The 12,933-nt window shown below is 56.6% G+C and carries 10 protein-coding genes and 3 pseudogenes; 2 read left to right on the top strand and 11 right to left on the bottom strand.

What is annotated here, in order from left to right; all coding sequences use genetic code 11:
• Positions 1 to 116 precede the first annotated feature (116 nt).
• Positions 117 to 2,807 (top strand): aconitate hydratase AcnA, encoded by a 2,691-nt coding sequence (acnA, locus tag QTO30_RS06540; protein WP_340423302.1) that lies wholly within the window; start codon positions 117 to 119, stop codon positions 2,805 to 2,807.
• An 80-nt stretch (positions 2,808 to 2,887) separates the two neighbouring features.
• Here acnA and QTO30_RS06545 read toward each other — a convergent pair whose 3' ends face one another.
• The 10 genes and pseudogenes from QTO30_RS06545 to QTO30_RS06590 form a co-directional block, all read right to left on the bottom strand.
• On the bottom strand, positions 2,888 to 3,424 hold the full coding sequence (locus tag QTO30_RS06545) for a DsbE family thiol:disulfide interchange protein (RefSeq protein ID WP_340423304.1): 537 nt from the start codon (positions 3,422 to 3,424) through the stop codon (positions 2,888 to 2,890).
• Entirely contained in the window at positions 3,417 to 3,560 is a 144-nt protein-coding gene (ccmD, locus tag QTO30_RS06550; protein ID WP_340423306.1) for a heme exporter protein CcmD, read from the bottom strand. Before ccmD ends, QTO30_RS06545 begins: the two co-directional genes overlap by 8 nt.
• Positions 3,553 to 4,281 carry a heme ABC transporter permease gene (locus QTO30_RS06555; RefSeq protein WP_340423307.1) on the bottom strand — a complete coding sequence of 243 codons (729 nt, stop codon included), beginning with the start codon at positions 4,279 to 4,281 and terminating at the stop codon, positions 3,553 to 3,555. Before QTO30_RS06555 ends, ccmD begins: the two co-directional genes overlap by 8 nt.
• A 42-nt stretch (positions 4,282 to 4,323) precedes the next feature.
• A complete protein-coding gene (gene ccmB, locus QTO30_RS06560) occupies positions 4,324 to 4,980 on the bottom strand; it encodes a heme exporter protein CcmB (protein WP_340423308.1) in 657 nt (218 codons plus the stop codon).
• Entirely contained in the window at positions 4,977 to 5,591 is a 615-nt protein-coding gene (gene ccmA, locus QTO30_RS06565; RefSeq protein WP_340423310.1) for a heme ABC exporter ATP-binding protein CcmA, read from the bottom strand. The genes ccmB and ccmA overlap by 4 nt, the downstream gene beginning before the upstream one ends.
• On the bottom strand, positions 5,591 to 5,944 hold the full coding sequence (locus tag QTO30_RS06570; RefSeq protein ID WP_340423311.1) for an Mth938-like domain-containing protein: 354 nt from the start codon (positions 5,942 to 5,944) through the stop codon (positions 5,591 to 5,593). Before QTO30_RS06570 ends, ccmA begins: the two co-directional genes overlap by 1 nt.
• A 10-nt stretch (positions 5,945 to 5,954) precedes the next feature.
• Positions 5,955 to 6,922 (bottom strand): annotated as a pseudogene (gene secF / locus QTO30_RS06575) (protein translocase subunit SecF).
• 2 nt (positions 6,923 to 6,924) lie between these two features.
• A pseudogene (gene secD, locus QTO30_RS06580) lies at positions 6,925 to 8,590 on the bottom strand (protein translocase subunit SecD).
• A 23-nt stretch (positions 8,591 to 8,613) separates the two neighbouring features.
• Complete coding sequence (gene yajC, locus QTO30_RS06585; protein WP_340423312.1) at positions 8,614 to 8,898, bottom strand: preprotein translocase subunit YajC; 285 nt, start codon at positions 8,896 to 8,898, stop codon at positions 8,614 to 8,616.
• A gap of 255 nt (positions 8,899 to 9,153) precedes the next feature.
• On the bottom strand, positions 9,154 to 10,113 hold the full coding sequence (locus QTO30_RS06590) for a porin (protein WP_340423314.1): 960 nt from the start codon (positions 10,111 to 10,113) through the stop codon (positions 9,154 to 9,156).
• A gap of 278 nt (positions 10,114 to 10,391) precedes the next feature.
• Between QTO30_RS06590 and serS the strand changes: the two genes are divergently transcribed.
• On the top strand, positions 10,392 to 11,684 hold the full coding sequence (serS, locus tag QTO30_RS06595) for a serine--tRNA ligase (protein ID WP_340423315.1): 1,293 nt from the start codon (positions 10,392 to 10,394) through the stop codon (positions 11,682 to 11,684).
• Here serS and QTO30_RS22045 read toward each other — a convergent pair.
• Positions 11,681 to 12,876, bottom strand: a pseudogene (locus QTO30_RS22045) (DUF2235 domain-containing protein). The gene serS and the pseudogene QTO30_RS22045 overlap by 4 nt on opposite strands.
• Positions 12,877 to 12,933: the final 57 nt, after the last annotated feature.

Raw genomic sequence — 12,933 nt, forward strand, 5'->3', positions numbered from 1 at the left:
TTTAATTGTGTGCAATAGTATACAAATGGTGAAAGCGCCGCATTGTATGACGACCATGCACGGTGCATTACCTACACCACAGCCTTGCTCACGCATAAGCCATGAAAGGGAGCGCCATGACGATTACAGTCGGCAAAGACACCTCAAAAACCCGCAAGACCCTGACAGTCGGCGACAAGTCGGTTGCTTTCTATTCGATCCCGGCTGCACAAGATGCGGGTCTGGGCGATTTTTCCAAACTACCCGCGGCGCTAAAGGTGGTACTTGAAAACCTGCTGCGCTTTGAAGACGACGGGTTTTCAGTGTCCGTGGACGACATCAAGGCATTCTCGGCATGGGCGGACAACGGCGGCAAGAACCCCCGCGAAATCGCCTACCGCCCTGCCCGCGTGCTGATGCAAGACTTCACCGGCGTCCCTGCCGTGGTCGATCTTGCCGCGATGCGCGATGGCATTGTCGCCCTTGGTGGTGATGCCCAGCAGATCAACCCGCTGAACCCTGTTGATCTGGTCATCGACCACTCTGTCATGATTGATGAGTTCGGCAACCCTCGTGCGTTCCAGATGAACGTGGACCGGGAATATGAACGCAACATGGAGCGGTACACCTTCCTTAAATGGGGCCAATCTGCCTTCAACAACTTCCGTGTTGTCCCTCCCGGCACAGGCATCTGCCATCAGGTGAACCTTGAATACCTTGCCCAAACCGTCTGGACAGACAAGGACCAGAATGGGGAAGAGGTTGCTTACCCTGACACGCTTGTCGGCACAGACAGCCACACGACGATGGTCAATGGCCTGGCCGTTCTGGGTTGGGGCGTCGGCGGGATTGAAGCCGAAGCCGCGATGCTCGGCCAGCCTGTATCGATGCTGATCCCCGAAGTTGTCGGGTTTGAGCTGACCGGCGAAATGATGGAAGGCACGACGGGTACCGACCTTGTGCTGAAAGTTGTTGAAATGCTGCGCGAACTCGGCGTCGTCGGGAAATTCGTTGAATTCTACGGCTCAGGTTTGGATGTCCTGCCACTGGCCGACCGCGCGACTATCGCCAACATGGCACCAGAATACGGCGCAACCTGCGGCTTCTTCCCCATTGACGGTGAAACCCTGCGCTATCTGCGCAATACGGGCCGCGACGAAGACCGGATCGCGCTGGTCGAGGCCTACGCCAAGGAAAACGGGTTCTGGCGTGGCGCGGATTACGCGCCAATCTACACAGATACCCTACATCTCGACATGGGCACCATCGTGCCTGCGATCTCCGGCCCCAAGCGCCCACAGGATTACGTGGCATTGACCGACGCCAAGTCCGCCTTCACCAAGGAAATGGCAGAGATGTTCAAGCGGCCGATGGGCAAAGAAGTCGCGGTCGCTGGCGAAGACTACACCATGGAAAGCGGGAAGGTCGTGATCGCCTCGATCACCTCCTGCACCAACACATCCAACCCCTATGTCATGATCGGCGCGGGTTTGGTCGCGCGCAAAGCGGCCGCTTTGGGTCTGGACCGGAAACCTTGGGTCAAGACATCGCTCGCCCCCGGATCACAGGTTGTATCGGAGTATCTGGAGGCTGCGGGCCTGCAAGAAGACCTCGACAAAATCGGGTTCAACTTGGTCGGCTACGGCTGTACCACCTGCATCGGTAATTCTGGCCCGATCCAGAAAGAACTGTCTGACGCGATTGCCGAAGGCGATCTGGTGGCAACATCCGTGCTGTCTGGAAACCGGAACTTCGAAGGGCGAATTTCGCCCGACGTGCGCGCGAACTATCTGGCCTCTCCGCCGCTGGTCGTGGCCTATGCGCTTGCGGGCACAATGGACATTGACCTCGCAAACGACCCGCTTGGCCAAGATCAGGACGGCAATGATGTGTTCTTGAAAGATATCTGGCCGACCTCAGCCGAGATTAACGCGCTGGTCGAAAAAACCGTGACGCGCGAGGCGTTTATCAGCAAATACGCTGACGTCTTCAAAGGCGACGAAAAGTGGCAATCGGTTGAAACAACCGACTCACTGACCTACGACTGGCCCTCGACATCGACATATGTCCAGAACCCACCCTATTTCCAAGGCATGTCCAAGGATGCGGGCACGATCCAAAACGTCGAAAGCGCCAAAGTACTCGCGATGCTTGGCGACATGGTTACAACCGACCACATCAGCCCCGCCGGGTCGTTCAAAGACACCACGCCGGTCTACCAGTACCTGCTGGAACGTCAGGTGCCTGTGCGCGAATTCAACTCCTACGGGTCACGCCGCGGCAACCACGAGGTCATGATGCGCGGGACCTTCGCCAACATCCGCATCAAGAACGAAATGCTGGATGGTGTCGAAGGTGGCTACACCACAGGACCCGACGGCGCGCAAACCTCAATCTTTGATGCTGCGATGGCGCATCAGGAAAACGGCACACCATTGGTTATCTTCGCAGGCGAACAATACGGTGCCGGATCCTCGCGCGACTGGGCGGCCAAGGGCACGTCCTTGCTGGGCGTCAAGGCCGTGATCGCCGAAAGCTTTGAGCGTATCCACCGCTCGAACCTCGTTGGTATGGGCGTTGTGCCGTTTGAGTTCACCGGTGGTGATAGCCGCACATCACTGGGTCTGACGGGTGAAGAAACGGTGACCATCGAAGGTCTGGATAGCGTGAAGCCCCTGCAGGACATGACGGCCAAGATCACGATGGGCGACGGAACAGTGAAAGAGATCACCGTGAAATGCCGCATCGATACAGCCGTTGAGATCGAATACATCGAGAACGGTGGTGTTTTGCACTACGTGCTGCGGAATTTGGCGAAGGCTGCTTAAGCGCTGATCAATGAGAATAACAAAGCCCAGTCATCGGACTGGGCTTTTTCGTTTCGTAGGTCGGGGTTAACCCCGAAAACTCACTCCACCGCCTTGGCCAACTCCGGCAAAAACCGCTGCTCATAGTCTGACCCCACCAGCGGCCCAACGAACCGGTAGAGCACCGTCCCGTCCCCATCCACGATGAAGGTCTCCGGCGGTGCGGTCACCCCCCAGTCAATCGCCGTCCGCCCCCGCAAGTCAAAGGCCGTCGCGAAGAACGGATCATCATAGTTGGTCAGGTATTCGGCGGCCATCGACTGTTGATCGCGAAAGTTGATGCCAGCAACGCGGTAGCCTTGCGCTTCCAAGTCCAACAGGTTCGGATGCTCGGCACGGCACGGCGGGCACCAGCTGGCCCAAAAATTCACCAATGTGATATCGCCCGTGCGCAGATCTGCGTCCGTTAGCTGTACCGTTCCCTGCACCGCTTCTGTCGGAATCGCGGGTGCCTGATTGCCCACAAAGGTGGATGGCAGTTCGTCGGGGTTATCCCGTAACATCCCGGCCAGCGCCAAACCTGCAAAGGCCGCAAAGATGACCGGCGGCATGATCATCAGGGGCGAGACTTTAGCCATTCTTCTCAACCTCCGCCAAGGCGGCACGTACCTTTGCGTAACGTCGCCAGCTCAGCCAGACGAGCGCCGCCAGTAACACAATGCTGACCGCGTAGGCCGACAAGACCTCCATTCTATAGTCACCCAAATCAGGCACGGCGCGCCCTCGCTTCCAAGGCGCGGATACGGCGTGCGCGGATTTCGGTGCGGGTGCGCAACAGCACCAAGGCGATAAACAACAGTACAAACCCCGCGATACAGACTAAAAGCGGAAACCAGAACACATCCGAGATATTCTCTTCCTTATCCAGCGACAGCGTCGCCCCTTGGTGCAGCCCCTGGTTCCAGAACAGCACCGCATAGCGTGACAGGATCGCAAAGACTGACCCCACCAGACACAGAACAGACGTTAGGTCTGCGGCTGTGTCAGGGTCCTCAATGGCCTCCCACAGGGCGATGTAGCCAAGGTAAAATAGAAACAGGATCAGGAAAGACGTCAGACGCGGATCCCACGCCCAATAGGTTCCCCACATGGGCTGGCCCCAGATACCGCCGGTAAAAAGCGCAATGAGCGTAAAGACAACGCCGACAGGCGCGGCCGCGCGCGCCGCCAAGGCAGAAACGTGGTGCCGCCGTACCACCCAGATCAGCGAGGCGACCAGCATCATGATCCACGCGTTGATCGCCATCAATGCCGATGGCACATGCAGATAGATAATCTTGACCGTCGACCCCTGACGGAAATCATCAGGCGTAAAGAAGAAGCCCCATACCAGACCAACCACCAGGCAAACCCCAGCCAGCGCAAACGTCCAAGGCAGGACCGGTCTGGTCCAGCTCATGAACAGCTTTGGATTGGCATATTCCCACATCGACATGGCGGTTATCTATCCTTCATCCCTAGCGCCCTCAATCCCCGATCACCGCAGATTGATGCGTAAGACAGCCGCAGTCGCGAACGGCAAGAGCGCGAATGACCCTGCCGTGATCCCCGCCATCAGCATCAATGCGCCCGTCGGGTCCAACCCATCAGCACCCCGTCGGACGGCCTCAGCCCCGAAGATTAGGGTGGGGACATAGAGCGGCAGGACCAGCAGCGACAACAAGAGCCCGCCGCGCCGCAGGCCAATCGTAAGCGCCGCACCGAAGGTGCCGATCATCGACAGCGCAGGTGTTCCGATCAAAAGAGAAACAAACAGATAGGCGTAGGCCTCGGGCGCAAGGCTCAGCAAGAACCCCAAAGCAGGTGCTGCCAGTGTCAGCGGCAGCCCGGTCGTGATCCAATGTGCCAGCGCCTTGACCATCGCGGCCCCTTCCAAAGGCAAAGGCGATGTCGCCAAGAGCGCGAGCGAGCCATCCTCATAATCCAGCGCGAAAATCCGGTCGAGTGACAGCAGTGCCGCCAAAAGCGAGGCCACCCAGAGTATCCCAGGCGCAATGCGCGACAGCAGTTCCGTTTCTGGCCCCACACCAAAAGGCACCAGCACAACGACGATCAGAAAAAACGCCAAACCCAGCCCAAAACCGCCCCCTGCCCGAATGGCCAAACGCAAATCACGCAGTAACAGCGCAATCACAAGAACGCCTCGTCTGATCCGCCACCTGTGTCATCGGCCGCTTTAAAAGGGGTCAGGTCCAGTTCCGGCGCGTCCAACCCCAGATCAATATGTGTGGCGATCACTGCGACTCCGCCTGCCGCCAAATGCGTATTCTGCAGCCAATCGGCAAAGAGCCTGACCGAAAAACCATCCAGCGACACGGTCGGCTCATCCAAAAATAAGACCTTGCGCCCGATCACGCCCAGCCGCGCCAGACCAAGACGGCGCTTTTGCCCGGCTGAGAGCGCACCGCCGAGGCGATCACGCAAATCGGCCAAATCGAAGGTTTCAAGAATATCGTCAGGCAAAGGCGCACCATGCACATCAGCCCAGAACTTCAGGTTTTCGGTGACCGTCAGTGCCGTCTTTATGCCATCAGCGTGGCTGGCATAGGCCCCCTCATCCTCAGGAAAAGTGACCTCCCCCGAAATGACGGGCTGCAACCCCGCCAAACTGCGCAACAACGTCGTTTTGCCGATCCCATTTGGGCCCCGCAGGATCAATACAGTCCCTGCTTCAACCGCAAAGCTGACATCCGTCAGCACCGGCACACCGCCGCGCGCGCAGGTCAGGTTTTGAACGGTCAGCATTAGACGGGCAACAGGGCCACAGCCACGCGCCGCCCCTCTGACAACAAAACGTTGTAGGTACGACAGGCAGCGGGCGAGGCCATCGTCTCAACACCGATCCCGGCCTCTTCCAGCGTTGTGCGGAAATCTTTGGGGGGATGCGCAATCTCGGCCCCGGTACCGACGAACAGCACGTCGATGTCCGAGATGTGTTCCAACACAGCCGCGGTATCTTCAAAGCCGCCCCAGACGCTGACACCGGTAGGCAGCACCAGCACCGCTCCATCGTGTTTCTGGCCGCCCACCCGGAAAAAACCGGGGCCGTAGCCGTCAATCGGCACCGCGTCGTTATAGCTGATCTCGTTCAGGCGCATGATGCCCCCTTCAGGTGTCGATATGACCGTATTTGGTGCCTGCACTTGGGTCTTTCTTCGACCAGTCGCGCTTAACCCCCAGCACCAGCAGAATAGCAGAGGCCACAAAGATCGACGAATAGGTCCCAATCAGCACGCCCCACATCATTGCGAAGACAAAGCCCCGGATCACGTCACCGCCAAGGGTGAACAGCGCCAGAAGCGCCAGCATGGTCGTCACCGAGGTCATCAAGGTCCGGCTGAGCGTTTCGTTGATCGAGATGTTGAGGACGTCTTTCAGGTCTTTCTTCTTATACTTGCGCAGGTTTTCCCGCACGCGGTCAAACACGATCACCGTATCGTTGATCGAATAACCCACAATGGTCAGCAAGGCCGCGATGATCGCGAGGTCAAATTTGATCTGAAGCTCCGAAAAGATACCGATTGTCAGGATCACGTCGTGGCTCAGCGCCAACACGGCGCCAATGGCAAACTGCCACTCAAATCGCAGCCAGATATAAAGCAGGATCGCGACAACGGCCAAGGCAACCGCAATGATCGCCGTCTGGATCAACTCACCTGAAACCTTGGGGCCAACGGATTCGACCGAGGGGAAAGTCATATTCGGGTCAATGGTGCGCAAGGCAGATTGAATGGCCTCAATCGTCTCAGATGCGATCCGTTCGTCGCCTTCCTGCGCTTGGACCCGGACCAACGCAACATGCTGATCCTCATCAAACAGCGGGTCGTCCACCTCAGCGATCGAGATGTCGCCAAGATCCAACACCTCAAGCGCTGCTCGATACTCTGCGACGTCTACAGGAACAGAACTATCCGTGCGGATACTTGTCCCCCCTGAAAATCGATCCCGAAGTTCAGCCCCTGGATCAGGAAGGATGCAAAGGCCAGCACCATGGCAACCATGGAGATCCCCAGCCAAATCCGGGCCCGGCTAAAGAAATCAATCGATGTGTTTTCACGAACCAGTCTCAGACGCATGACTAAACCTCGATTGTCTTGGGGCGGGTGCGCGCGAACCAGATCACGATCAGAGAGCGTGTGACGAAGATCGCGGTGAAAACAGACGTGATAATACCAAAGCCCAAGGTCACCGCAAAGCCGCTGACGGGGCCGGAGCCCATGGTGAAGAGGATCACAGCTGTAATGAATGTTGTGATGTTGGCGTCGATGATTGAGGACAGCGCCTTTTCGTAGCCCAGCTCTATTGCGCGCGTCAAGCCCTTTGGCCGTCTTGAGCTCCTCGCGGATGCGCTCAAAGACAATCACGTTCGCGTCCACCGCCATACCGATTGTCAACACAATGCCTGCAATGCCGGGCAGTGTGAGGGTTGCGCCGACAATACTCAGCAAGCCAAAAATGAGCCCCACGTTGATGACCAATGCGATGTTGGCGAACACGCCAAACAAGCCATAGCTCAAGATCATATAAAAAAGTATCGCGATACCCGCGACGATGCAGGCAATCTGCCCTGCGGCGATACTATCCGCCCCCAATTCAGGGCCGATGGTCCGCTCCTCAAGGAAAGTCAGTTCAGCGGGCAACGCACCTGCACGGAGCAAAACTGCAAGGTTGGTGGCGCTATCAACCGTGAAGTTTCCGCCTGTAATCTGGCCTGAGCCACCTGGAATGTGGCTTTGAATCGTGGGGGCCGAGATTACCTCATCATCCAGCACAATCGCGAAGGGCCTTCCGATGTTTTCCAGTGTATAGTCACCAAACTCGCGCGCGGCTGAGGTATTGAAGCGGAAGGCAACGGCAGGCCGCCCGTTCTGATCAAAGTCAAGCTGCGCGTTCTCGAGGTCTTCACCCGTTACAACGGGGCGCCGTTGGACAATGTAGAACTGACCTGGGATATCGAGCGAGGGCAATATCACGTTGCCTGTTCCCGCATTTGCATCGGGGTCGGACGTCGGCGCCACAACAGGGTTGAACGTCAGCTGCGCTGTTGTCCCCAAGAGTTCAATGATCTCGTTTGCAGACCCAACGCCAGGAACCTGCACCAATATCCGTTCAGACCCTTGCCGCTGGATCGTAGGTTCACGTGTCCCCACCTCGTCAATACGGCGGCGGATGATTTCGAGCGTTTGCAGGATCGTGCGTTCGTCCATCGCGGCGATCTCTGCCTCGCTCAATGTGATCGTCAGAAGCGGACCATTGATACGCACATCAATATTTGTCGCCGCAGCACCGGTGAATGACGCGACGGGAGAGGCCAGCCCACGCGCAATTTCAAAGGCGCGGGTCGCGCCATCAGCTTGCGAAATACGAATACGCAATTCCGTCGGGGGGCTGTCTTCGCGTGTGACGAAACCCACTGTATCCCGCTCTGCCGCCAGCGCATCGCGCACCGTGGGCCAGAACCCTTCGAGGAAAGAGGCGTGCACATCTTCCACCTGCACCTCGACCAGCAAATGCGCGCCGCCGCGCAAATCAAGCCCTAGGTTCACAAGATTGGAGGGCAGAAAGCTCGGCCACTGCGCCGCATCGGCCTCAAGCTCCGCATTGGTCTGGCCGGTCTCGATGATCGCCATCGCATCATTGTGGGTCTCAACCCGGCCATAAAAGCCGTTTGGCATCGCAAAGGTCAAACCAACGATGACCGTTAGCCAGATCATCACAAGCTTGGGAAACGAAATATTCAGCATAAAGCGCGCCTCGTTACCAGTTATCAGGACTTCGCCGGTTCGGTTTTGTTCATCACCGTGGCGATGGTGGATTTGACCACGCGGACTTTGACATCCTTAGCAATTTCAACCTCAACTTCGTTGCTGTCGTCCTCTTTGACCTTCACGATCTTACCGACAAGCCCACCTTGGGTGATCACCTGATCGCCGCGGCGCAGTCCGGCAAGCATGGCTGCATGCTCTTTCATCTTTTTCTGTTGCGGACGGATCAACAAGAAATACATGATCGCAAAGATCAGTAGCAACATAATCAGGTCGGCAGGTCTCATAATCCATCCCTTTTGGTCATGCGGCGTTCGCGCCCTTGAAACTCGCGGCACATTATGTCCGCCACCCCTGATTGGCAACCGCGATTGGCTTCATTCAGATAAGGTTGCGTGGCATATGGGTTGACCACTTGCGGAAAGCAATCTCAACGGATCACTTTCGCCAAAAAACACATCTGCCAAAGTGCCTCTTTTCGGAGGTGGCAAACGAAAAGGCCCGCAGCAATATGCGGGCCTTTTGTGAAAATCTGTGGCAGATCAAATAAAGCTAAAACTACCGGCAAAGATACCGAAACCCAGATTGGGTTGAGTACCAAAAATCCCATGTTCAAGATCTTCAAATGCGTCTTCTGTCATGTTGCGATCAAGACGCTTACGTGAACCAACCTCATATGTCAGACCGATGGATAGGGCATCCGCGTCGTCGCCGTCGCTATCAATATTGGTGTAACTTGCGCTTGCGGCAATACCGGGCGCAAATTCATATTCACCACCGATCGAAAGAGCCGTGTAATCTATGCCGAAATCATCGCCAGAGATGGTCTCAAACCCACCGGTAAGCGCAATGGCATCGGTAAACCAATACTCCCCACGTGCGCCATAAATCGCAAAATCGGCGTCTTGGATACTGGTATAATATGCCCGCCCAAAGATTTGACCGGCATCATAGCTTGCTGACAGAAAATATGCGTTTTCATCTACTTCAGAGAATGACTCGACAATGCCACCGACTGTGAACCCTGGGGACACTTCGGCCTCGACAAAGAGCGTTGTAATATCGAAATCATCGATGTCTTGGTCGGGGCGCGAATAATTGACCGCAATGCCAAATGCTCCGGTCTGGTACTGTCCGAAGATATCAAATCCGTTCAGATCCTCGTCGGAGAATTCATCATCAACATTGAGTGAGGTAAAGCCAGCACCGACAAGCGCTTCCGGGGTAATCTCGTAGCCTGCATAGACACCGAGTTTGCGAACAGTGACTTCTGGTCCATCGCCAAATTCAAAAACATCATTCGAGCCAACGGCGCCAAGGACGAACTGGTTCACAGTGAATTCGCCTTCACCCTGCAGATCAAAGCTTGTCAACTCTTCACCATCGCCCTCTGGCGTAATGTTGATATAGTCCAAGCTGAAAGAACCATATGTCAGTTCCTGTGCAAATGCAGGAGCGGCCAAAACACCAAGCGCGGTGGCCGTTAAGGCTTTCATAATCATTTGTTTTCCTATCATAAACTCGTGTTTCATTTACTTGCTATCGCAAGATTCTGTCGTCTTTCGCAAGGCTGAATTAGGTCCATTTTCCAGACGCTTCAAGCGCTATTTTGTCGCAAGTCAATAGCGTATTCCTGCCATGTCATTCTAACACGTCAAAGAACGTATCTCCATATGATTGTCGCCCAATCCGCATGGAAGAGACCGTGTTTTCTTTGCTTCACTTGCCCCCGCAATCAGGCATATGACCCGCACGGAAATACCAAATAAGGACCGATGCTATGCATGATATTCGCACCATCCGTGACAACCCCGCTGCTTTTGATGCAGCTCTGTCTCGTCGTGGGATTGCACCTGTATCGTCCGAAATCCTTGCACTGGACGAAGCGCGTCGCGCCAAGATCCTCGCTGCAGAAACGGCACAAGCCGACGCGAACAAAGCCGCCAAAGAGGTCGGCGCCGCTAAGGGCCGCGGGGATGAGGCTGAATTTGAACGTCTGCGCGCTTTGGTCGGTGAAAAGAAAGCACAAATTGCAGCCTTGAACGATGAGGCCAAGGCCGAGGATGCGGCCCTCACAGATTTGCTGATGGGTATTCCCAACCTGCCCGACGACAGCATTCCCGATGGCGCCAACGAGGACGACAACGTCGAAATTCATCGCCACGCCACGCCCAGCAACCTCACCTTTGATCCGGTTGAGCATTTCGATATCCCCGCCATCCGGCCCGGCATGGACTTTGAAACCGCCGCCAAACTGTCTGGCAGCCGCTTTGTGCTGCTGTCTGGTGCCGTCGCCCGCCTACATCGCGCCCTCGCGCAGTTTATGCTGGATGTGCATGTGGAAGAGCATGGGCTGACCGAAACCATCACGCCGGTGCTGGTGCGCGAAGAAATGATGTATGGCACCGGACAACTGCCCAAATTTGGCGAAGACAGCTATCAGACCACAAATGGCTGGTGGCTGATCCCGACGGCCGAGGTCACTTTGACCAATATCGTCAATGGGCTCACGGTCGAGGAAAGCTATTTGCCCCGCCGCTATGTCGCCCACACGCAGTGTTTCCGGTCCGAGGCCGGATCGGCCGGGCGTGACACATCCGGCATGCTGCGCCAACATCAGTTTGAAAAGGTGGAAATGGTCAGCGTGACCAAGCCCGAAGACAGCGCAGCCGAACACGCGCGCATGACCGGTTGCGCCCAAGCGATCCTTGAAAAACTGGAGCTGCCCTATCGCACGGTGGTGCTTTGCACCGGCGACCTGGGCTTTGGCATGACCAAGACGCATGATATCGAAGTCTGGCTGCCGGGCCAGAACACCTATCGCGAGATCAGCTCGGTTTCCGTGGCTGGCGATTATCAGGCACGTCGGATGAATGCGCGGTTCAAGCCCGAAGGCGGCGGCAAACCGCAGTTCGTCCATACGCTGAACGGATCGGGCCTCGCCGTTGGCCGTACACTGATCGCTGTGGTGGAAAACGGTCAACAGGCAGACGGCTCGGTTGATTTGCCATCAGCGCTGCATCCCTACCTGCGCGGCAAAACGCGGATCAACGCCGACGGCCAAATGGTCTAATTTGGCGGCAAGAGGTCGTCTTTGGTGATGGCCTCTTGCAGCTTTTTCAGCACTTGTTCGAGCGTCTTCGGCTGATAGGACGGATCACATGCCACACGATCCAGCGCTGTCTGACTGACATCTACGACGCGAAACGGCCCATTGCGGTCTTTCGCGCTCAGTCGCATCAATCGTGTCATCAGGCCAACATCTGACTTATTGACCAAGGCCTCTCGGATATTGCGGCCATTCTGCACAGTATCCAGTACCGTCGCATCCATGTTCAGGTCCGCCTTTCTGGCACCCTCTGCGATCCACTCAAAGCTGAAAGACGACAACCCCTGACGGTCGCCCCCACCGCCAACAGAGCCGTGGTCGCCGGGGAACCATTCTTGTCGATAGGGCCAGTCCTTTCGGGTGTCGGGATGCAGAGTAGTATCCTCATCCAACCCCATCGCGCGACGGTTCATGTCGTCCAGTTTGTCCGACCACATCGCCGGTGGAAACGTCTTGCGGCGCTCGTCAATCGCAACGGCATGGCGTGCGGACAAGACGGTGCGTGACAGGTCCGCATCATGAAACTGGTGCTTTTTGTTAAAAAGGGGGCTGCCGCCCAATACCCCGGCACGCCCAGTGCGCCCACCGTATCCCAGACGCCAAGGTACTTGATCGTCAGATTTACGCAAAGACCCGGGTTTGTCTTTTGCCGCCAGTTCCACTCCAACTCACTTGTAGCTGTGTAGGGAGCAAAGTCGCGCCGCCATGCGAAACTTGCCGGATCATCAGGTTTGGTGTCGCTAGCGCGGGACCGATAGCGTTTGATGGCTTCACCAATCCGGCCCACATTCTCGCGCGGCGGGATACCGCAGGATCGCATCAGGCCAGCCAGTGAGCGCGCCGTATAGGCCCCCCGCGAAAACCCAAAGATGAAGATTTCGTCCCCGGGCTCATAACAAAACACCAAGGCGCGATAGGCGTCCTCGATATTCTCGATCAGGCCCCAACCCAAGGCACCACCAGCGATCCGGTCCAATGTGCGGGCCACGGCGTTTGATCCGCGCCCTGCCCCCACACCCAACACATAAAACACCTGCTGCTTTCGCCCGTCATCTGCCGTGTGCTTCACTGCTTGCGCCAAGCGCACCACATTCGTGGGATTCACGGCATCATGGCGGTTCCACGTTCCATCGCAAAAAATCGCAATCCGTTTCATACCAATATCCTTGTTACAATGCCCGGATGCTGACGCAAGGTCAGGTTGCGGGCAAGT

The sequence above is a fragment of the Yoonia sp. GPGPB17 genome, assembly GCF_037892195.1.
Taxonomy (GTDB): domain Bacteria; phylum Pseudomonadota; class Alphaproteobacteria; order Rhodobacterales; family Rhodobacteraceae; genus Yoonia.

What these genes read in the sequence shown, in the direction of transcription:
- QTO30_RS06545 (WP_340423304.1), bottom strand. Translation starts at nt 3,424, where the DNA reads ATGGCTAAAGTCTCGCCCCTGATGATCATGCCGCCGGTCATCTTTGCG.
- yajC (WP_340423312.1), bottom strand. Translation starts at nt 8,898, where the DNA reads ATGAGACCTGCCGACCTGATTATGTTGCTACTGATCTTTGCGATCATG.
- QTO30_RS06555 (WP_340423307.1), bottom strand. Translation starts at nt 4,281, where the DNA reads ATGTCGATGTGGGAATATGCCAATCCAAAGCTGTTCATGAGCTGGACC.
- QTO30_RS06590 (WP_340423314.1), bottom strand. Translation starts at nt 10,113, where the DNA reads ATGATTATGAAAGCCTTAACGGCCACCGCGCTTGGTGTTTTGGCCGCT.
- ccmA (WP_340423310.1), bottom strand. Translation starts at nt 5,591, where the DNA reads ATGCTGACCGTTCAAAACCTGACCTGCGCGCGCGGCGGTGTGCCGGTG.
- QTO30_RS06570 (WP_340423311.1), bottom strand. Translation starts at nt 5,944, where the DNA reads ATGCGCCTGAACGAGATCAGCTATAACGACGCGGTGCCGATTGACGGC.
- serS (WP_340423315.1), top strand. Translation starts at nt 10,392, where the DNA reads ATGCATGATATTCGCACCATCCGTGACAACCCCGCTGCTTTTGATGCA.
- acnA (WP_340423302.1), top strand. Translation starts at nt 117, where the DNA reads ATGACGATTACAGTCGGCAAAGACACCTCAAAAACCCGCAAGACCCTG.